Source organism: Halobaculum sp. XH14 (assembly GCF_032116555.1).
In the GTDB taxonomy this organism is placed as follows: Archaea; Halobacteriota; Halobacteria; order Halobacteriales; family Haloferacaceae; genus Halorarum; species Halorarum halobium.
In genome coordinates, this window is sequence record NZ_CP134949.1 from 261,736 (window position 1) to 279,837 (window position 18,102).

An 18,102-nucleotide genomic window follows, 5' to 3' on the forward strand; every position below is an offset into this window, starting at 1 on the left:
GCGGTCGCTCGCCTGCGGTGCTTGACCGCCCGTGCTTCCTCGATAACCGCGGCCCCTTCCATTCCCACCCGGCAGTTGGTCGGCCGAGCGTTCGCCGGGCCGACTACCGCTCGTGCCGCCGTCGGTAATCCGGTATGTGATTCGCTGGTGGACGACCGATTCGATGCGGTACGGTGGGTGCGCCGTCGCCGAGCGACGCCGCGGGTGAACACCCCAGCGACGCCGCGGCCGGCAGGCTGAGCGAGGCTGTGTGGGACCGCCGGGTCGTGGACTACTCCGACTCGGTCAAGTCAATCGTGTCGTCGCCGTTCGGCACGACGCAGACGAACGCCCCTTCCTCCTCGCCCGGATTCTCGTATCGGTGGACCGCGCCGGCCGGAATCAGCAGCGCGTCGCCGGCCGAGACGGTGTACTCCTCCTCGCCGATGCCGACCGTGTACTCGCCCGAGAGCACGTACTGCTCGTGTTCGACCTCGTTCGTGTGTTCGGGCACCGACGCGCCCGGGTCGAGCACGAACCGCCGCAGGGCGAAGTTCGGCGCGCCGTCCGACTCGTCCAGGAACACGCCACGCGACATTCCCTCGGCCGCGTCGACCGCGGCGTACTCGACGTCCGATCCGCGCTTCACGACCGGTTCGGGTGTGGCGTCCGAATCTGCCATACGCCCCGCTTGGGGACCGACCCACATCAACGCCCGCCTTTATACCCCGTCGCCTGCTACGGGTTCCCATGCGCGGAATCACGCTGGGTCGGGTCGCGGGCATCCCGGTTCGGTTGAACTGGACGTTCCTGCTGATCCTCCCGGTCTTCGCCTGGCTCATCGGCACCCAGGTCGGGCAGTTCGTCGAGCTCATGAACGAGGTGATGAACGCGACGCTCGACGCCGGCGCGCTGACCGGCGGGCAACTGCCGTTCGTTCTCGGCACCGCCGCCGCGGTCGGGCTGTTCGTCTCGGTGCTGCTCCACGAGTTCGGCCACTCGTTCGTGGCGATGCGCTTCGGCTACGAGATCGACTCCATCACGCTGTGGCTGTTCGGCGGCGTCGCGAGCTTCACCGAGATGCCCGAGGACTGGAAGCAGGAACTGCTCATCGCCGTCGCCGGTCCGATCGTCAGCGTGCTCATCGGCGCCGTCGCCTGGGTCGCGTTCGCCTCGGTCTCGCTCCCGCCCGAGGCCGCGTTCGTCGTGGGCTATCTCGCGCTGATGAACGTCGTGCTCGCGGCGTTCAACATGCTCCCCGGCTTCCCGATGGACGGCGGGCGCGTGCTCCGGGCGCTGCTGGCCCGCCGCCGCCCGCACGCCCAGGCGACCAAGATCGCCGCCGAGGTCGGCAAGGTGTTCGCGTTCCTGCTCGGGCTCTGGGGGCTGTTCAACGGCAACCTCATCACCGTCGGGCTCGCCTTCTTCATCTACATCGCGGGCGCCGGCGAGGCCCAGCAGACGGTGCTCCGGGCCGCCTTCCAGGACGTCCGGGTGGGCGACATCATGACCCCGCGACCCGAACTGCGGACGGTGACCCCGACCACGTCGGTCGCGGAGCTCATGCAGCGGATGTTCTCCGAGCGCCACACCGGCTACCCCGTCCTGCAGAACGACCGCCTCGTCGGCATGGTGACCCTCGAGGACGCACAGGGCGTCAGGGAGGTCGAACGCGACGCGTTCACCGTCGAGGACGTGATGGCAGACGACATCGCGAGCGTCACGGCCGACGCCGACGCGCTCGACGCCCTGGAGGAGATGCAGTCGCGCGGCGTCGGCCGTCTGGTCGTCATCGACGCGAACGGCGACCTCATCGGGCTCATCTCCCGGACGGACCTGATGACCGCGTTCGACGTCATTCAGTCGGGCGGCAGCGCGCTCACCGGCGGGCTCCGCGGCGGGGGCAACCTCCCCGACGTGTCCGGGCGCTAGCGGTCAGTTCCCGTCCCCGCCGTCCGCGGCCGCTTCGCCATCTCCGGCCGTCCCGTCGCCGGTCTCGCCGTCGCCAGTCCCGCCGCCGGCATCGCCGTCGTCATCTTCGTCCGCGGCCGCGAACGTGACGCCGCGGAACGCGAACCGCGCGCCGTCGTCGCTCGTCGCGGACGGCTCCCAGCCGTGCTCGTCGGCCACGGTTGCGACGACCGCCAGCCCGAGCCCGGTCCCGCCCTCGGAGGAGACGCCGGCGTCGAACAGGCGGTCCGCGTCGTCGGCCGGGAGCCCCGCCCCGTCGTCGGCGACGGCGAACCCCTCGCCGTCGGGGAGGCGCTCGACGGAGACGGTCACGTCGCCGCCGGCGTGATCGACAGCGTTGCGGAACAGGTGCTCCAACAGCGTCCGGAGCCGCTCGGCGTCGGCCTCGACCGCGGCGCCGATTCGGACCGCGAGCGTCGCGTCGTCGGTTCGGACCGACGACCAGGCGTCGCGTGCCACCCGGTCGAGCGGGACCGGCTCGTCCGCGTCGAGCGACGATTCGTGCCGCGCGAGCCCGAGCAGGCGGGCGACCAGCGCCTCGCCGCGGTCCAGCGCGTCCGCGGCGGTTTCGAGCCGGGTTCGAGCCCGCTCGAGTTCCTCGGCGTCGGCCGCTCTCGATCCGTCTTCGGCCGACTCGTCTCCGGCCGCTCCGCCTCCGACCGCCCCGTCACCGAGTTCCTCGCGCGCCAGGTCGACGTTGCCGGCGGCGACGTTCAGCGGGTTCCGGAGGTCGTGGCTCACGACCGCCGCGAACCGGTCGAGCCGGTCGTTCTGCTCGGCGAGTTCGGCCTCGCGTTCGGCCCGCCGCAGGGCGGCCTCGACGTTCGCGGCGAGCACCTTCGTCAGTTCCACTTCCCGGTCGCTGAGCGCCCCGGCCTCCACCGAGCCGGTGGTGAACACGCCGAACTCTCCCAGCGGGAGGACACAGAGGCTCCGGATCGCCGAGGAGCCGTGGCCGGCGGCGCGCTCGTCCGCCTGTGCGTCCGCCAGCACCGCCGGCTCGCCGGATTCGAACGTCGAACCGACGATCCCCTCGCCGGGCGCGAACGTCGGCGGCTCCCCCAGGTTCCGGGTCGCCTCCCGGGAGTTGGCGACGTTCTCCAGCCGCCCGCTCGACTCGTCGAGGAGGAACACGCCCGAGGCGGGGAGATCGAGCACCTCACGGGCCGTCTCGACGCCGATCCGGGCGATCCGTTCGGCGGACGGCTCGTCCATGAACGATCTGGTCGCCTCGTGCAGCCGGGTCAGGGTTCGCTCGCGGCGATGCCGGTCGGTCACGTCCTGGATGTACCCTTCCAGGGCGATCACCTCGCCGTCCTCGAACACGCCCGACCCCTGCTCGTAGACGTGGCGCACCTCGCCGTCGGCCCGCCGGATGCGGTACGTGACGCTGAACGGCTCTCTCGCGTCGAGTGCATCCTGGACGACGGCCCACGTCCGCTCGCGGTCCGCGGGATGGATGACCTCCGACTCCCAGTCGACCTCGTCGGCTTCGAGCGCGTCGGGGTCGTGGCCGGTCAGGTCGCGGGCGCCGTCGCTGACGAACTCCATCGGCCAGCCGTGTTCGTTCCGACAGCGGTAGGCCATGCCCGGGAGCTGTTCGACCAGCGTCACGAACCGGCGACGGCTCTCGGAAAGCTGTCGCCGGGTTCGACGCTCCCGGACGGCTCGGAGCACGCTGTTCGCGAGCACGCCGAACTGCTCGGCGCTCCCCTTCGTGATGTAGTCGGTGACGCCGGCCGACACCGCCTCGGCCGCGACCGCCTCGTCGCCCTGGCCGGTGAAGAGCACGAACGGGAGGTCCGGGTGGGCCTCCCGGACCTCGTGGAACAGATCGAGGCCGGTCGTGCCCGGTAGCTGGTAGTCGCTGACGAGACAGTCGGCCCCCGCCGCGTCGATGGCCCCGAGCGCCGCCGCCGGGTCGTCGACGCTCGTGACCGAGAGCCGGTCGGCCTCGCGCCGGAGCTTCTCGGCAGTCAGCGCCGCCATTCCCGGCTCGTCCTCGACGTGAACGACCCGGACCTCCTCCGCGGGCTCTGGCCCAGTCACGGTCGTCTCGGCCAATCTCGACTCTCGGGGGAAATATAGGTCACGGCGAGGTTCCCGGAACTGATAGTTCGACCCGGCGGCCCGCGCCCGGCGTCAGTCGGACGCGGTTCGCTCCCTGAGCTGGACGCGCCTGACCTTGCCGTTGTACGTCCGCGGCAGCCGGTCGACGAACGCGACGCTCCGCGGGTGTTTGTAGGGCGCGAGGTGCTCCAGACAGTGCTCCTTGAGCGCCGTCTCGCTCACCGCCGCCCCGTCGTCGGTGACGACGTACGCCTCGACCGTGGCGGTCCGTCGCTCGTCGGGGGCACCCACGACGGCCGCGTCGACGACGCCGTCGTGTCGCTCCAGGACGTCCTCCACCTCCCCGGGATAGACGGTGTAGCCGGCGGTGACGATGACGTCGTCCTTCCTGCCGACGATCTCGTAGTAGTTGTCCTCGTCCCGGCGGGCCAGATCGCCCGTCCGAAAGTAGCCGTCGTCGGTGAACGCCGCGGCGGTCTCCTCGGGCCGCTCATGGTAGCCGGGGGTCACGTGCGGGCCGCGGACGAGGAGTTCGCCGGTCTCGCCGGCCGCCACCTCCCGACCGGCGTCGTCCACGACCTTGCAGTCGGTCGCCCGGAGCGGCTGGCCGATCGTTCCGGGCCGCGGGCCGAACGTCGATCCGAAGCCGACGTGCGTCCCGCCGCCGGTCTCGGTGAGCCCGTACGCCTCGAACAGGTCGAGGCCGGCCTCCGCCTCGAACCGCTCTTGAACCGCCGTGGACATCCTGTCGCCCCCCTCCATCGCCTCGCGGAGGCTCGACAGGTCGTACTCCCCGAACCGCTCGTGACCGACCACGTCGACGTACATCGTCGTCACCGCGCCGAACTTCGTGATCCGTTCGGCCTCGATGGTCGCCATGGCCGCCTCCGGGTCCCAGTCGTCCGGGTCCCGGAGGAAGACGGCCCCGCCCCGCACGAGCGGCTGCCACGTCCGGTTGACGAACCCGGCGATGTGGGCGAGCGGCAGCACGGAGAGGAACCGCTCCTCGTCGGCCGACAGCGCCGTCCGCTCGAACCCCATGAGCGACTGCGCCCGGAGGTTCCGGTGGGTCAACTGGACGCCCTTGGGTTCGCCGGTCGTCCCGCTCGTGTACGGCTGCATCGCCACGTCGCCGTCGTCCCGCTCGGCGAGGTGCGGGGAGCCGTCGAGCGACCCGAAGGCGACGGTGTCGAGGCCGCCGGGAGCGGCGTCCTCGGACTCCCGACCGTCGCCAGCCCTCTCCGCCTCGCCGTCACCACCGTCATCCGCCCCGTCGTCGCCAACGGCCTCCGCCTTGCCCTCGCCAGCGCCCTCCGCTCCGTCGTCCGCGACCAGGACGACGGTCGGGTCCACCTCGACCGCTTCGATTGCGTCCGCAACGTTCCCCAGCAGCGCCGGCTCGGTGACGACGCCTGCAACTTCGCCGTCGTCGAGCTGGCCGGCGATCTCGTCCGGGGTGAACTGGGGGTTCATCGGCACGAAGGGAGTCCCCGCCCTGAACGACGCCAGCGCCGCGAGGACGGCCTCGGCACGGTTGTGGAGGACGATGGCGAGCCTGTCGTCCGGCTCGAAGCCGACGTCCCGAAACCCGCCGGCGAGGCGTGCGGCCCGGTCCCGGAGCGCCGCGTGAGTGAACCTCACCTCGGGCGTCTCGAGCGCGAGCGCGTCGCCCCGGGCGTCGGCCGTCTCGTCGTACAGCCGGGCGACGTTGCCCGACCTCGCGTCCGCGGGGAACCGCTGTCGATCCATGTCCCGCCCACCACCGGCGAGCCTCAAAGTTCGTCGGCGCGTACGTTCCGGTAAGGCGGTCCTGTCGGACGTTCGCTTCGCGTTACTTCGGGCGCTGGCCGGCCTCACGTCCGTTCGCGGCCGAGCCGGACTGAACCGATCGGGTTCCGGGTAACCCGGGCTTTCCCGCCGCCGAGCGAGTGAACGATCGCCCCCGCTTTTCCGCCGCTCGGAGAACTGGTACGTCGAGATGGTCACGAGCCGATCCCGGCGGTCCGGATACACGATCCGGCAGTACGACCCCGACGACCGCGACGGGGTGCTCTCGCTGTACGAGACGGTGTTCGGGCGCGGGGACGAGTCGTGGTTCGACTGGCGCTACGTCGACAACCCGTACCTCGAGTCGGTCCCGATCTGCGTCGCCGAACACGACGGCGAGGTGGTCGGCGCTCGGCCCAGCCTGCCGTTCCCCCTCCTGATCGGCGGCGAGCGGGTGCTCGCCATCGCACAGGTCGACCCGATGGTTGCGCCCGACCACCGACGGAACGGGCTGTTCTCCCGGATGGTGACCCACGTGTACCGCCACTACGCCGACCGCGAGCCGTCGGTGTCGGTCGGCTTCCCCAACGAGGCCGTCATGGAGGCGCTCACGAGCCTCGACGAGGAGTTGTCGCTGCACAAGGGCGTGACGCGACCGTTCCCGGTCCACTACCGGCTGCAGGACCCCGGCGCGCTCGTCGGGGACGTGCTGGACGACGACCTGGTCGAGCGACTCGCCGGCAGCCTTGCGACGCCGGCGGCCCGGGGCCTGCTCTCGCTGCGAACCGGATCGCCCGACCGCACCGCGACGGTCACGCGCCGCGAGGGCGTCCCGGCCGCGGCCCTCGCGGACCTCTCCGCCCGCTCGGTTCCGTCCGGCGCACACGCACACCGCGAGGAGACGTTCCTCCGCTGGCGGTTCTCGAACCCCCGGTTCGAGTACGCGACGTTCACGGCCGAGATCGAGGGACGGCGGGAGGCCGCACTCGTCGTCGGCCGGCGGCGATCCGGCGAGCGAGACCTGATCCACGTCACCACCGTCGCGCCGCTGTCCGGCGGTGACCGCCGACGCATCGCGCTCGATCACCTGCTCGCCCGCGCGGTCGAGGAGTTCCGGGACGCGGCCCTCCTCTCGGTCGCCGGCGAGTGCGTCCCCGACGACCTGCTCGGGAAGTACCGGTTCCGTCCCGAGACGTCGTTCCCCCTCTCGCGGCTGACGACGACGACGTACCTCGTCACGCGGCCGCTGACGGACCGCGACGTCGGGGAGTGGCGGGTCGGCGGCCAGTCCCTCTCGGAGCCGAACCGCTGGCGGTTCACCTACTGCGAACGCGAGATCGGGTGAGGACGAATCGGGTGAGGACGAATCGGGTGAGGACGAATCGGGTGAGGACGAATCGGGTGAGGACGAATCGGGTGAGGACGAATCGGGTGAGGACGAATCGGGTGAGGACGAATCGGGTGAGGACGAATCGGGTGAGGACGAATCGGGTGAGGACGGATCGGACGAGTGCGGGCATGGTGAGCACGGTCGAGAGCGTCGAATCCGTCCCACGGTCGGCCCCGGGGACCGCGATCAGGCGTACGCGCGGAGCGTCCGCTGCTGGAACTCGAGCGTCGTCTCCGGGAACCGGTGTGCGCCGTCGCCGACCGCGTCCCGCACGGCCTCCCGGTCCTTCAGCAGGAAGCAGTTGTACGACTCGGAAGCGAACTGCGCGACCGAGGTTTTGAAGACGTCGTCGGGGTGGGCGGTGTACTTCTCGACCACCACCAGGTAGCGTTCGAGGTCCTCGACGACGGTCAGCGAGTAGCCGTGGTCGTAGAGGAACTCCCGGATCGCCGTGAACTCGCCCCGCGGGATCTCGAACCGGTACGCCCGGTTGTCGTAGAACGGTTTCAGCCGGTCGAACACCGCGTCGCCCTCGAAGTAGTGGCGGACGAGGTACGCCCCGTCGACCGGAAAGACGTTCACCGGTTCCGTCGTGGCCGCCTGGACCTCGGCCATCACTCCGTCGTACGTAACCGGGCTATTTAGAACTGTCTTCGAATCAGTATGTTTCTCAGTGGTGAGGCGGTAGTGCTCGATAGCGAACCGGAGCTGTGGGGAGTGATCCGAAGGAGTGGAGCGATTCCGCGCCGGCGAGGGACGGTTCGGCACGCTGCGGCCCGGAGCTATTTAGGCGTCTCCGCACTCGACGTACGTATGCTTCCGCTGTGGCGGGTTACCCGGACCGACTCCGCCCGGAGCCTGTACGAGGCGCTCAAGCGCGTCGGCGTCACCGCGACAGCGATGTACGAGTACGAGCGGGCGCTTGCGAGTGCCACCGACGACGAGCCGCCCGCTCTGCCGGCCGGCGTCTCCGTCGAGACGCGTCGACACGAGGCGCTCGCGGACCGCAGCCACGACGTCGACTTCTCGCTGCCCGTGTCGCCGCTGCCCGGCGAACGTGCCGTCGTCGCGGTCCACGCCGGCCGCCCCGTCGGCCGAACCCTGGTGAGCGCGGGCGTCGACCCGGAGGTTCACCCGCTCGAACGCCGGCTGGCGTTCCCCGGCGCCTACGTCCGGCGCGTGTTCGTCGCGCCCGGGTGGCGGACCGAGGGAATCGCCTCACGGCTTCTGTACCGGGCGCTCGTCGTCGCAGGGGAGGAACTCGACGGCGACCGGGCGAGCGCGCTCGTCGCGGCGGACAACAGACCATCCCGGCGGCTGTTCGAGGGACGGGGCTTCGAGCGCGTCCGGAGCCACCGGTACGTCCGGGTCGGCCGGTTCAGCCGTCGCCGAACGCGAGCGCTCGACGGCTGACCCGTCTCCGGAGCGGTACCCACGCCACCGGGGATATATATTGGCGATAACAACTATTTATGTACTGAAGTAAATTTATACTCCGGGAGCGTCGAGGGTCGCGTAGCGGCAATGTCAGACGAACCTAACATGCTCCGGGGGATCACGCGACGCCTCGACGCCCGGAACGGGTGGGCCGAGTCGGGCGAGCGCACCAGCGTCCTGACGGCGCTGACGGGGGCCGACTACCTCAGCCTCGTCGCGCTGTTCGTCGGGTGGGTCGGGGCCCTGCTGTTCCTCTCGAACGAGCCGAACTGGGCGATCGTGACCACGTTCGGGGCGTTCCTGTTCGACAAACTCGACGGGTACTGGGCCAGACGGCGGGGGACGAGTTCCGCGTTCGGCCGGGGGATCGACTCGTTCATCGACGTGTTCGCCTACCTCGTGCCCGGCGCGCTGCTGTTCCACTACGAACTCGCCCCGAACGGCGTCCTCAGCGCGGTGGTGGGCTTTGCCGTGCTCGCGTTCGGCGGGCTCAGGCTCGTGCGCCACACCGCGGAGGGGTTCGAGTCCCGCGACTCGGTGCGCTACTATCACGGCACGACGGTCGTCCACACGAACGCGGTCGTGCTCGCGAACTACGTCCTCCTCCACCTGATCGCCTGGTGGAACGGCTGGATCGCGACCGCGCTGATCCTCGCGGCCGCGCCGCTGATGGTCTCCGAATACCGCGCCCCCAAAACGACGCTCGCGCACGCGCTGCTGGGCGTGCTCGTCGTCGCGGTCACCGCCGTCTGTCTCGCCATCGAGTTCGGGGCCCTATGAACGGGGACCCCGGCCGGGAGACCGTCCGGATCGACTGTCACGTCCACACGGCCGACTCGTACGACTCGACGGCTCCGGTCGAGGAGGTCCTGCGGCACGCCGCGCGGGTCGGGATCGACGGCCTCGTCGTCACCGACCACGACCGGATCGAACGCTCGCTGCGGGCGGCCGAGCGCGCCGCCGAGTTCGGCCTGATCGGCATCCCTGGCGTCGAGGTGTCGACCGCGGACGGCCACCTGCTCGCCATCGGCGTGGAGACCCGGCCCGAACCCGGCAGGCCGCTGCCGGCGACCGTCGAGGCGGTCCGGGACCGCGGGGGCGTCGCGGTCGTCCCGCACCCGTTCCAGTTGAGCCGCCACGGCGCGTCGGCCGCCGCGATCACCGACTGTGACGGCATCGAGACGTTCAACGCGCACGGGCTCACCGGCATCCGGAACCGACAGGCCGCGCGCTTTGCCGACGCGTTCGACTACCCCCGGTTCGGCGGCAGCGACGCGCATCGGCCACGGCTCGTCGGCTGCGGGCTGACGCGCGTCGAGGTGACGGCCCCGCGTGTCACGCCGGCGACCGTCCTCGACGGAATGTGTGCGGGCCGGACCCGCGCGGCCGGCAACCGCACCTCGGTGCGCCGGTATCTCGGCAAGTGGGCGCGGAACGCGCGGCTCAAACGCCCGGGGCTCCCGCGACTGTGACTCCGGAGCCGGACGGGTCGCCGCGGCGGATCTTCCGGTCGGCCGCCCACCGGCGGCTCGCGCTCGCCGTGGCCGGTGCCGTTCTCGGCGTCGCGCTGGCCGGCACGCTCCTCCTGTGGTTGCTCTCGCCGTCCGTGTTCGAGCCGGCGTGGCTCCGCGAGCGCATCGCCGGCACCGGCGAGGCCGCACCGCTCGTCTTCGTGCTGGTGCAGACGGCGCAGGTGATCTTCGCGCCGGTCCCCGGGCAGGTGCTCGGCGCGGTCGGGGGGTATCTGTTCGGTAGCGTGCGCGGCACGGTGTACAGCATGCTCGGCGTCACGATCGGCAGCCTCGTCGTCTTCGCCGCCGGTCGCCGCTACGGCCGGCCGTTCGTCGCCCGGGTCCTCACCGACGAGACGCTCGCGCGCTTCGACGGCTTCGTCGCCGACCACGGCACGCTCGGGCTGTTCGTCGTCTTCCTGCTGCCGACGTTCCCCGACGACGCCATCTGTCTCCTCTCGGGGCTCACCGACGTCCGCCTCCGGACGTTCCTCGTCCTGCTGGTCGTCGGCCGGACGCCCGCCTTCTTCGCCACCGCCTTCGCGGGGACCTCGCTCGCGAACGGGCGGGGCGCGGTGTTCGCGCTCGTGCTGGCGGCGCTGCTCGCGATCTCGGCGGTCATCTACCTCCAGCAGACGGCGATCCTCGACGCGCTGGCCGCCGTGGCGGGCGAGCAGGAGCCGAAGTAGCGCGAGTGCTCGACGGGGTTTCGCGTCGGCGTCCCGTCCCTCTGCACGGACGCGACGCTCGGGAGTCGGTCGTCGGGAGGAGGTCCAGGTGCGAGAATTGAACCCGCGTCTCAGCCTCCACAAGGCTGAAGGATAGTCCACTACCCCAACCCGGACACGCACACGGGTCTACTTCGCTCCGACTCAAATACGTTACGAACGCCGTCCTGCGGTGTGGTGGACCGCCCCACGGTTCGATCCCGCCCGGTCGACGGGTCCGACGCCCAGCCCGCGATGCCGTCCGTGACGCCGCTCGGGGACGCGCGACGACCCGGACCGTCGGGCTTTTGGCCCGCTCGCGCGTTCACATCGCCAACTGTGGCGCTCACGGACAAGATCTACCTCAAGAATCACAGGCAGATCGCCTCCCAGCTCGGGACGAGCATCCCGAAGGGGGCGTTCAAGGGCGCGACGCTGGATCTCGTGTTCACCGGCGACGGCCTCGCGGAGGTGGACGAGGCGACGCGCGACCGCCTGCTGGACTTTGCGGAGGACTTCCTGGACTGCGACTGCGAGAACGCGCCCTACTGTGGTCACCCGGAGCGCAAGTTCGTCCGGTACGTGCTCGAACTCCGGGCACAGGGGATGGGTCCGGACGCCATCGTCGACGTCATGGGCGACGACTACATGCTGTACGCCTACCCCGGCGACGTGCTCTCGTTCCTCGATTCAGCGGTGCGGACGCTGGAGGCCGTCGAGTCGCTCGCGGACGTCGAGGGCGACCGGGAGATGGAGGAGAAGGCGCGCGACGCGAAGCGGGCGCTGGCGGGCTGAGACGGCTGGCGAGAACTCCCGTCAGCGGGGCGATTCGGGACGCTACCCGATCTGGTACGGCTCGTCCTCGCCGAGCTCGACGTCGGGCACGTCGCGTTCCTCGTCGAGGTCCTCGAGGTTGACGACCTCCTCGCCGTCGTCCTCGTCGGATTCGAGCCGGTCGTGGAGGTACGTCGCGTACTGCTTGTACTCGTCCAGTTGCTCGCGCAGGTGCTCGGCCTCGAGTTCGAGCCGCTCGTGCTCGCGGACGAAGCTCCGCGGGACCGACACCGTCGGCGGGAACGGCGCGTCGTCGTCGCCGTCGGCCTCGTACTCGTGCTCGGGGACGACCTCGATCTGGCCGTCGTGGGCGACCAGCGCCTCGACGTAGTCGCGGAACACCGCCGACAGCGAGAGGTCGCGTTCGTCCGCGATCTCCCGCAGCGCCTCGAAGGCGTCCTCGTTGACGCGGAAGGAGACCGTCTTGTTCTTGTTGCTCATTGCTGGTTCGTGGGTCGTTGTCTCACTTAACGGTTCGTCAGACGGCTGTCTGTCCCGTGTGGGGGTGTTTCGACCGGTTCGTGGTCGGATGCGTCCGGTTCGGTTTCGTTTCGTTCCGGGACGGGAGTTAGGCGGCCTCGTGAGCCGTGGACCCGGCTGGGTGGACAGGCTGATCACTGCTGCTGGCGGTGATTTCAGCCTCGCCCTCCCTTACCTCGGAGCGAGCTCCTCGGAACTCACCCTCGCTGCGCTCGCGTGAACAGCCGCTTGCGATGCTCGCTCGCAGGCTCGCTGCGCTTCTCACCCCTCGCGCGCGAGTGCGAGCCCCACGAGGGGGCTCGCGTCACGCGTTACCCGGGACCTCCGGTCCCGTGACGTCACCCTCGCTCCGCTCGCGTGACCGCCGACCGCCAGCACGCGCCGAGCGCACCCCTGTTGCCGACGCGTCCGTCGGACGGTCGGGCGAACGTCCCGCTGGATTACCCCTGACGGTACGAGCGGTAGGCGGGCCAGCGAACGCTCGGCCAACCATCCGGAAGGGTGGGACTGGAAGGAGCCGCGGCGTTCACGGGCGCTTGCGCCCGTGAATTCGGGAGAGCGTGCTCTCCCGTAAGTCGACGAACCCCGGACCCGGGGAGGCGAGCGCAGCGAGGCGAACCTCGGAAGTCGCAGCCCGCGGAGCGAGGAGGTCGTCGACGGTCGCACGTTCGAACCACGAGCATCACCGGAGGCAAAAGCGGTTAGTCCCGTCCGCCGAAGCCCACCCACATGCGAACCACCGAGGCGTTCGTCGGCCTCCGCTGTGTCGACTGTGACGCACGACACGACCCGGCGACGACGACCCACCGCTGTCCCGACTGCGAGGGCGTCCTGGACCCCGAGTACGACCTCGACCGGGTCGACCTCACCCGAAACGACCTCGAATCGCGCCGCTTCGACTCGATGTGGCGCTACGCGGAACTGCTCCCGTTCCCCCGCGAGACGGCCGTCTCGCTCGGCGAGGGCGCGACGCCGCTGGTCGAGTGCCCGACGCTCGCCGATCGGATGGGCGTCGGCGCGGTCTACCTGAAGGACGAGGGGCGGAATCCGACGGGGACGTTCAAGGACCGCGGGCAGACGGCGGCGATGACCGCCGCGCGCGAGCACGGGGCCGAGCGGATCGCGCTCAACAGCGCCGGCAACGCCGGCCAGTCCGCGGCCGCCTACGCCGCTAGGGCGGGGCTGGACGCCCACGTGTTCCTCCCCGACCGCGCCGGCTTCACCCAGAAGGCGATGACGGAGGTTCACGGGGGCGACCTCCGCGTGGCGGAGGGTGAGATCACCGACGCCGGCGCCGCGTACGCCGAGGCGATGGCCGACGGCGCGGAGGGCGACCGTGAGGGCTGGTACTCGACCAAGACGTTCGTCACGCCGTACCGCCACGACGGCAAGAAGACGATGGCCTACGAGACCATCGAGCAGCTGGACTGGGAAGCGCCCGACGCGGTCGTCTACCCGACCGGCGGCGGCGTCGGCCTCGTCGGGATGCACAAGGCCGCGAAGGAGTTCGACGAACTCGGGCTGTCCTCGGGCCTGCCCGGGATGTACGCTGCACAGGCCGAGGGCTGTGCGCCGGTCGTCCGGGCGTGGGAGGAGGGAGCCGAGCGCCACGAGGCCTGGACGGACATCACGACCGCCTGCAACGGCATCGCCGTCCCCGACCCCGGCGCGTCGCCGCTCATCCTCGAGGCGCTCGCGGAGAGCGACGGCGGCGCGGTGGCGACGAGCGACCGCGAGATCCTGGACGCCGCCGTCGAGGTCGCGCGTGCGGAGGGCATCGAGGTCGGTGCCACCTGCGCGGCGGCCGTCTCGGGCGCGTTCGAGCTGGCCGAGCGTGGCGAGTTCGGCCCCGACGACACGGTCGTCCTGCTCAACACCGGCGCGGGGAACAAGGACGTGGACACGCTCCGGGCACACTTGGGCGAGCGTGAGAGCCGACGCGAAGGGGCGGCGCAGTTCGAGGACGGGGACCCGGCGGCGTGACCCGGGCGCGAGCAGGACCAATTAAGGCACGGTGCCGTCAATTCCCGGCCGGATGACGGTGGACGTGCTGTCCGGGGGCGACACCTCGGGCGTCGAACGGGTCGCGGACGCGCTCGAGGACGACGCGTGTCGCGCCATCGTCTCGGCGCTGGAGGAGCCGATGAGCGCCCAGCGGGTCGCCGAGGCGGCGGACGTCCCGCTCTCGACGACCTACCGGAAACTCGACAAGCTCACGGACGCCTCGCTCGTCGAGGAGCGCACCGAGGTCAGGCCCGACGGCCACCACCGGTCGCGGTACGTCGTCGACTTCGAGCGCATCATTCTCGCGCTCGACGAGGAGCGCGACTTCGAGGTCGACGTCGAACGCCCCGCCGTGGAGCCGGACGAACGCCTCGCGGACATGTGGTCGGAGGTGCGCCGGGAGACGTGAGCCACGTCGTCTCCACCGCGGTCATCGCGCTCAAGAGCATCACGCTGGTGCTCGGCGGGCTCATCACGTTCTTCGCGTTCAGGGCGTACCGCCGGACCCACGCCACCGCGCTCGGCGCGCTGGCGCTCGGATTCGGCTTCGTCACCGTGGGCGCGATGCTCGCGGGCGCGGCCCATCAGGCGTTCGGGCTCGACACGAACGCCGTGCTGCTCATCGAGAGCGGCCTCACCGCGCTCGGCTTCGGCATCATCGTCTACTCGCTCTACTCCGACTGACCGCCGCGAAGACGTGCCGAAACGCCTCCCTCGTCGTTCGCGCCGACCTCGAAAAACGGGTTCCGGTCGGCCGCGGTCGACCGGCGGCCGATTCAGCCGAGGACGTACTCGAGCGCCGGGTACTTCTCGAGGAGCGGTTCGCCGTCCACCTCGTAGTTCTCGATCACTGCGTCCAGCCCGAGGATGCGCCCGGCGCCGAACGCGGCGACCGCGAGGAACACGAGCATGTACGCGAAGTCGCCGTTGATGACGCCGTGGGCGACGCTCCAGTTCCCGAAGTAGAACAGGAGCATCATGAGCGCCCCGAAGAACGCCGCGAGGCGGGTGAACGCGCCCACGAGCAGCCCGAGGCCGATGAGCAGTTCGCCCCACGGGACCGCGACGTTCACGATCTCGACGAACCAGCCGGTCTGGCCCATCCAGGTGAACAGCCCGACCAGCGGGCTGCCGTTCGCCACGGTCGCGTTCAGCAGGTAGCCCTGCGCGTCGAACGACCCGCCGAGGATCTTCGTCCAGCCCGAGTAGAGGAACGCGTAGCCCATCATGAGCCGGAGCGCGAGGACGAACCAGGCGCTCAGGCTGTGGGCCCGCCCGCGGACCTCGATTCCCGCGAGGTTGCTCTCGAACACGTTCACGCCGCCGTCGGTTCCGGTTGACATCGGTTCTCTCCTCCACCTGAACGGTCGGGCGGGAACCCCATATAACTGGAGAGCGATTCTCGGGTGCCGGGAATCGCACGTCCGCGTGGCTCGAACGGCTCGTCGTCGACGACATCGGCGGTGACGACGCTCGCCACCCAATCACGTCGTGCCGTCGCCGTCGACTTCCTTCCCTCACACGAGCCGGTACGGTGGGATTCCCGAATCACGTGCCAGAGATGATTTAGAGATCATTCAAGTATTGGTCTCCGGGAGATCGCTCAATATCGCTACTATCTCGAATAGAGGGCGAATCAGGCAGCTAAACTCGCTCTCAACGAAACCATTATTTGAACATGCTCTCAAGCTACTCTCGATGGCACAGGCGACGGATCGTCTCCGACGATATCTCGACGAGGAACTGGGCGACTGTCGGACCGAGGACGTCGAGCGCCGACTCGAGGAACTCGGAACGCTCGAGGCCGCGCTAGGGACGGCACGGGTCGACGCCGAACTCGACGTCCTTTCGGCACTCGCCAACGAGACGCGCTACACGCTCGTCCGCGTCCTCGTCGCAGCACGGGAGGAGCTCTGCGTCTGTGAGCTGAACGCGGTCGTGGACGTGACCGAAAGCGGGCTCAGCCACGCGCTCTCGCCGCTCGTCGACGCCGGGCTCGTCTCCGGGCGCAAGGACGGGCGCTGGAAGAAGTACCGCGCCACCAACCGGGCCGTCGCACTCGTCACCGTGCTCGAGGGGAGTCTGAACGATGAGTGAGACGGCCCACGAACACGGGCCCGACTGCGACTGTGAGCGCTGTGGTGACCCGCGCTCGATGGACGTTCTCGACAAGTACCTCACCGTCTGGATCGTCGGGGCGATGGCGGTCGGCGTCGGGCTCGGCTACGTCGCCCCGTCGGTGACCCGACCGATTCAGAACTTCCACCTCGTCGAGATCGGCCTCATTGCGATGATGTATCCGCCGCTGGCGAAGGCGGACTACTCGCAACTCCGCGCCGTCTTCAGCAACTGGCGCGTGCTCGGGTTGAGTCTCGTTCAGAACTGGCTGATCGGACCGACCCTGATGTTCGGGCTGGCGGTCGTCTTCTTCAGCGGACTCGTCCCCGGCCTGCCGGCGCGTCCCGAGTACTTCCTCGGGCTCGTGTTCATCGGGATGGCCCGATGTATCGCGATGGTCCTGGTCTGGAACGAACTCGCGGACGGGTCGACCGAGTACGTGACGGGGCTGGTCGCGTTCAACAGCCTCTTCCAGATCGTCACCTACGGCGTGTACGTCTGGTTCTTCGCGCTGTTCCTCCCGCCGTTCCTGGGGATGGAGTCGCTTGCCGCCGGCGTCACGACGTTCGACGTCACGCCGATGCAGGTGTTCGAGGCGATCGTGGTCTTCCTCGGGATCCCGTTCGCCGGCGGCTTTCTGACCCGCGCCGTCGGGACCCGCGTGAAGGGTGACGCCTGGTACGACGACGAGTTCGTTCCGAGGATCGACCCGCTCACGCTCGTCGCGCTCCTGTTCACCGTCGTCGTGATGTTCGCCACGCAGGGCGGCACCATCGTCGCCTCGCCGGGCGACGTCCTGTTGATCGCGGTGCCGCTGACGATCTACTTCGTCGTGATGTTCCTCGTAAGCTTCGGGATGGGGCGTGGCATCGGCGCGGACTACTCGACGACGACCGCGATCGGGTTCACGGCGGCGTCGAACAACTTCGAACTCGCCATCGCCGTCGCCGTGGCGGTGTTCGGCGTCGGCTCCGGCGTCGCGTTCGCCACCGTCGTCGGCCCGCTCATCGAAGTCCCCGTCCTGCTCGCGCTGGTCAACGTCGCGCTGTACTTCCGGCGAACGTTCGACTGGAGCGGTGCCACGGTCGGACAGCTCACCCCGTCCGCTTCGGACCCGACTCCCGAGGACGATTGAGCGCGCCACGATCCAATGTCCAACCAGACAGACTCCGTTGCTTCCCTTCGGGTCGCGTTCGTCCGCGTGGAGAACGCGGGTCGAGGTCGGGTCGCGGCTGCCGTCGCCGCAATCCGGGCTCGGATTCAGGGCCGGACGGACGTCGAGATCCACAGCGGCGACACGGACCCGGCCGGGGAGAGCGACCCGACCGTCGCGGACCGACGAAACCACACACGACAGAGCCAATGACCGAACCCACCACCACCGACCCGATTCGAATCGCCTTCATGTGCGTCCGGAACGCCGGCCGCTCCCAGATGTCCACGGCAGTCGCCGAGCGCGAACGGGAGCGACGCGGTCTCGAGGACCGCGTCGAACTCCTCACCGGCGGGACCGACCCTGCCGACCACGTCCACGAGGTCGTGGTCGAGGTCATGCGCGAGGCCGGCTTCGACCTCGCGGACCGGACGCCCCGCGAGATCACCGTCGAGGAGCTTCGCTCCTGCGACTACGTCGCCACCATGGGCTGTTCCACGCTGGACGTGGGGACCGTCGGGCCCGACGTGGACGTGCGCGACTGGGCGCTGGACGACCCCGGCGAACGGGAGCTGGATGCGGTACGGGAGATCCGCGACGAGATCGAGCGACGGGTGGTCGCGCTGTTCGACGAGATCGAGGAGGCGTCATAAGAAGAGAACTCGAGGAAGCGCTGCGAGA

19 protein-coding genes and 1 tRNA gene are annotated in these 18,102 nt (G+C 69.9%); 13 read left to right on the top strand and 7 right to left on the bottom strand.

The window, feature by feature from the left end:
• Window positions 1-271 precede the first annotated feature (271 nt).
• Window positions 272-661, bottom strand: coding sequence for a cupin domain-containing protein (locus tag RJT50_RS01315; RefSeq protein ID WP_313693348.1), 390 nt, complete (start codon window positions 659-661; stop codon window positions 272-274).
• A gap of 68 nt (window positions 662-729) precedes the next feature.
• On the opposite strand from RJT50_RS01315, the gene RJT50_RS01320 reads away from it, so the two are divergent.
• On the top strand, window positions 730-1,911 hold the full coding sequence (locus RJT50_RS01320; RefSeq protein ID WP_313693350.1) for a M50 family metallopeptidase: 1,182 nt from the start codon (window positions 730-732) through the stop codon (window positions 1,909-1,911).
• A gap of 3 nt (window positions 1,912-1,914) precedes the next feature.
• On the opposite strand, the gene RJT50_RS01325 is transcribed toward RJT50_RS01320, so the two are convergent.
• Both RJT50_RS01325 and RJT50_RS01330 read right to left on the bottom strand, forming a co-directional pair.
• Entirely contained in the window at window positions 1,915-3,999 is a 2,085-nt protein-coding gene (locus tag RJT50_RS01325) for a response regulator (RefSeq protein ID WP_313693352.1), read from the bottom strand.
• A 93-nt stretch (window positions 4,000-4,092) separates the two neighbouring features.
• Complete coding sequence (locus RJT50_RS01330) at window positions 4,093-5,769, bottom strand: class I adenylate-forming enzyme family protein (RefSeq protein ID WP_313693355.1); 1,677 nt, start codon at window positions 5,767-5,769, stop codon at window positions 4,093-4,095.
• 229 nt (window positions 5,770-5,998) lie between these two features.
• Between RJT50_RS01330 and RJT50_RS01335 the strand changes: the two genes are divergently transcribed.
• A complete protein-coding gene (locus RJT50_RS01335; RefSeq protein WP_313693357.1) occupies window positions 5,999-7,132 on the top strand; it encodes a GNAT family N-acetyltransferase in 1,134 nt (377 codons plus the stop codon).
• A 231-nt stretch (window positions 7,133-7,363) separates the two neighbouring features.
• Here RJT50_RS01335 and RJT50_RS01340 read toward each other — a convergent pair whose 3' ends face one another.
• A complete protein-coding gene (locus RJT50_RS01340) occupies window positions 7,364-7,792 on the bottom strand; it encodes a hypothetical protein (protein ID WP_313693358.1) in 429 nt (142 codons plus the stop codon).
• 198 nt (window positions 7,793-7,990) lie between these two features.
• Between RJT50_RS01340 and RJT50_RS01345 the strand changes: the two genes are divergently transcribed.
• The 4 genes from RJT50_RS01345 to RJT50_RS01360 all read left to right on the top strand — a co-directional run bounded on the left by RJT50_RS01345 (window position 7,991) and on the right by RJT50_RS01360 (window position 10,814).
• Entirely contained in the window at window positions 7,991-8,590 is a 600-nt protein-coding gene (locus tag RJT50_RS01345; protein ID WP_313693359.1) for a GNAT family N-acetyltransferase, read from the top strand.
• Between the two features lie 111 nt (window positions 8,591-8,701).
• A complete protein-coding gene (locus RJT50_RS01350) occupies window positions 8,702-9,394 on the top strand; it encodes a CDP-alcohol phosphatidyltransferase family protein (RefSeq protein ID WP_313693362.1) in 693 nt (230 codons plus the stop codon).
• Window positions 9,391-10,086 carry a CehA/McbA family metallohydrolase gene (locus RJT50_RS01355; protein WP_313693364.1) on the top strand — a complete coding sequence of 232 codons (696 nt, stop codon included), beginning with the start codon at window positions 9,391-9,393 and terminating at the stop codon, window positions 10,084-10,086. The genes RJT50_RS01350 and RJT50_RS01355 overlap by 4 nt, the downstream gene beginning before the upstream one ends.
• On the top strand, window positions 10,083-10,814 hold the full coding sequence (locus tag RJT50_RS01360) for a TVP38/TMEM64 family protein (RefSeq protein ID WP_313693365.1): 732 nt from the start codon (window positions 10,083-10,085) through the stop codon (window positions 10,812-10,814). The genes RJT50_RS01355 and RJT50_RS01360 overlap by 4 nt, the downstream gene beginning before the upstream one ends.
• Window positions 10,815-10,896: 82 nt before the next feature.
• Here RJT50_RS01360 and RJT50_RS01365 read toward each other — a convergent pair.
• Window positions 10,897-10,969, bottom strand: a tRNA-His gene (locus RJT50_RS01365).
• A 202-nt stretch (window positions 10,970-11,171) separates the two neighbouring features.
• Here RJT50_RS01365 and RJT50_RS01370 point away from each other — a divergent pair.
• Window positions 11,172-11,627, top strand: a complete 456-nt coding sequence (locus tag RJT50_RS01370) for a DUF5814 domain-containing protein (protein WP_313693367.1) — start codon at window positions 11,172-11,174, stop codon at window positions 11,625-11,627.
• Window positions 11,628-11,669: 42 nt separating this feature from the next.
• On the opposite strand, the gene RJT50_RS01375 is transcribed toward RJT50_RS01370, so the two are convergent.
• A complete protein-coding gene (locus RJT50_RS01375; RefSeq protein ID WP_313693369.1) occupies window positions 11,670-12,107 on the bottom strand; it encodes a DUF8146 domain-containing protein in 438 nt (145 codons plus the stop codon).
• A gap of 768 nt (window positions 12,108-12,875) precedes the next feature.
• Here RJT50_RS01375 and RJT50_RS01380 point away from each other — a divergent pair.
• The 3 genes from RJT50_RS01380 to RJT50_RS01390 are packed head-to-tail and all read left to right on the top strand — an operon-like array spanning window position 12,876 to window position 14,834.
• Window positions 12,876-14,129: a threonine synthase gene (locus RJT50_RS01380; RefSeq protein WP_313693372.1), complete on the top strand. Its 1,254-nt coding sequence runs from the start codon at window positions 12,876-12,878 to the stop codon at window positions 14,127-14,129.
• A 52-nt stretch (window positions 14,130-14,181) separates the two neighbouring features.
• Window positions 14,182-14,559, top strand: a complete 378-nt coding sequence (locus tag RJT50_RS01385; RefSeq protein ID WP_313693375.1) for a helix-turn-helix domain-containing protein — start codon at window positions 14,182-14,184, stop codon at window positions 14,557-14,559.
• The gene (locus RJT50_RS01390; protein ID WP_313693377.1) at window positions 14,556-14,834 is read left to right on the top strand and encodes a DUF7521 family protein; all 279 of its coding nucleotides are present in this window, start codon (window positions 14,556-14,558) and stop codon (window positions 14,832-14,834) included. The genes RJT50_RS01385 and RJT50_RS01390 overlap by 4 nt, the downstream gene beginning before the upstream one ends.
• Window positions 14,835-14,926: 92 nt before the next feature.
• Here RJT50_RS01390 and RJT50_RS01395 read toward each other — a convergent pair whose 3' ends face one another.
• A complete protein-coding gene (locus RJT50_RS01395) occupies window positions 14,927-15,493 on the bottom strand; it encodes a DoxX family membrane protein (RefSeq protein WP_313693378.1) in 567 nt (188 codons plus the stop codon).
• Window positions 15,494-15,848: 355 nt separating this feature from the next.
• On the opposite strand from RJT50_RS01395, the gene RJT50_RS01400 reads away from it, so the two are divergent.
• From RJT50_RS01400 to RJT50_RS01410, 3 genes are all read left to right on the top strand, one after another.
• On the top strand, window positions 15,849-16,247 hold the full coding sequence (locus RJT50_RS01400; RefSeq protein WP_313693379.1) for an ArsR/SmtB family transcription factor: 399 nt from the start codon (window positions 15,849-15,851) through the stop codon (window positions 16,245-16,247).
• Window positions 16,240-17,403, top strand: coding sequence for an ACR3 family arsenite efflux transporter (gene arsB, locus RJT50_RS01405; RefSeq protein WP_313693381.1), 1,164 nt, complete (start codon window positions 16,240-16,242; stop codon window positions 17,401-17,403). Before RJT50_RS01400 ends, arsB begins: the two co-directional genes overlap by 8 nt.
• 227 nt (window positions 17,404-17,630) lie before the next feature.
• Window positions 17,631-18,074, top strand: coding sequence for an arsenate reductase/protein-tyrosine-phosphatase family protein (locus RJT50_RS01410; RefSeq protein ID WP_313693383.1), 444 nt, complete (start codon window positions 17,631-17,633; stop codon window positions 18,072-18,074).
• The last annotated feature ends 28 nt before the right edge of the window (window positions 18,075-18,102 follow it).

What these genes read in the sequence shown, in the direction of transcription:
- RJT50_RS01315 (WP_313693348.1), bottom strand. Translation starts at nt 661, where the DNA reads ATGGCAGATTCGGACGCCACACCCGAACCGGTCGTGAAGCGCGGATCG.
- RJT50_RS01320 (WP_313693350.1), top strand. Translation starts at nt 730, where the DNA reads ATGCGCGGAATCACGCTGGGTCGGGTCGCGGGCATCCCGGTTCGGTTG.
- RJT50_RS01330 (WP_313693355.1), bottom strand. Translation starts at nt 5,769, where the DNA reads ATGGATCGACAGCGGTTCCCCGCGGACGCGAGGTCGGGCAACGTCGCC.
- RJT50_RS01335 (WP_313693357.1), top strand. Translation starts at nt 5,999, where the DNA reads ATGGTCACGAGCCGATCCCGGCGGTCCGGATACACGATCCGGCAGTAC.
- RJT50_RS01340 (WP_313693358.1), bottom strand. Translation starts at nt 7,792, where the DNA reads ATGGCCGAGGTCCAGGCGGCCACGACGGAACCGGTGAACGTCTTTCCG.
- RJT50_RS01345 (WP_313693359.1), top strand. Translation starts at nt 7,991, where the DNA reads ATGCTTCCGCTGTGGCGGGTTACCCGGACCGACTCCGCCCGGAGCCTG.
- RJT50_RS01350 (WP_313693362.1), top strand. Translation starts at nt 8,702, where the DNA reads ATGTCAGACGAACCTAACATGCTCCGGGGGATCACGCGACGCCTCGAC.
- RJT50_RS01355 (WP_313693364.1), top strand. Translation starts at nt 9,391, where the DNA reads ATGAACGGGGACCCCGGCCGGGAGACCGTCCGGATCGACTGTCACGTC.
- RJT50_RS01375 (WP_313693369.1), bottom strand. Translation starts at nt 12,107, where the DNA reads ATGAGCAACAAGAACAAGACGGTCTCCTTCCGCGTCAACGAGGACGCC.
- RJT50_RS01380 (WP_313693372.1), top strand. Translation starts at nt 12,876, where the DNA reads ATGCGAACCACCGAGGCGTTCGTCGGCCTCCGCTGTGTCGACTGTGAC.
- RJT50_RS01385 (WP_313693375.1), top strand. Translation starts at nt 14,182, where the DNA reads ATGACGGTGGACGTGCTGTCCGGGGGCGACACCTCGGGCGTCGAACGG.
- RJT50_RS01395 (WP_313693378.1), bottom strand. Translation starts at nt 15,493, where the DNA reads ATGTCAACCGGAACCGACGGCGGCGTGAACGTGTTCGAGAGCAACCTC.
- RJT50_RS01400 (WP_313693379.1), top strand. Translation starts at nt 15,849, where the DNA reads ATGGCACAGGCGACGGATCGTCTCCGACGATATCTCGACGAGGAACTG.
- arsB (WP_313693381.1), top strand. Translation starts at nt 16,240, where the DNA reads ATGAGTGAGACGGCCCACGAACACGGGCCCGACTGCGACTGTGAGCGC.
- RJT50_RS01410 (WP_313693383.1), top strand. Translation starts at nt 17,631, where the DNA reads ATGACCGAACCCACCACCACCGACCCGATTCGAATCGCCTTCATGTGC.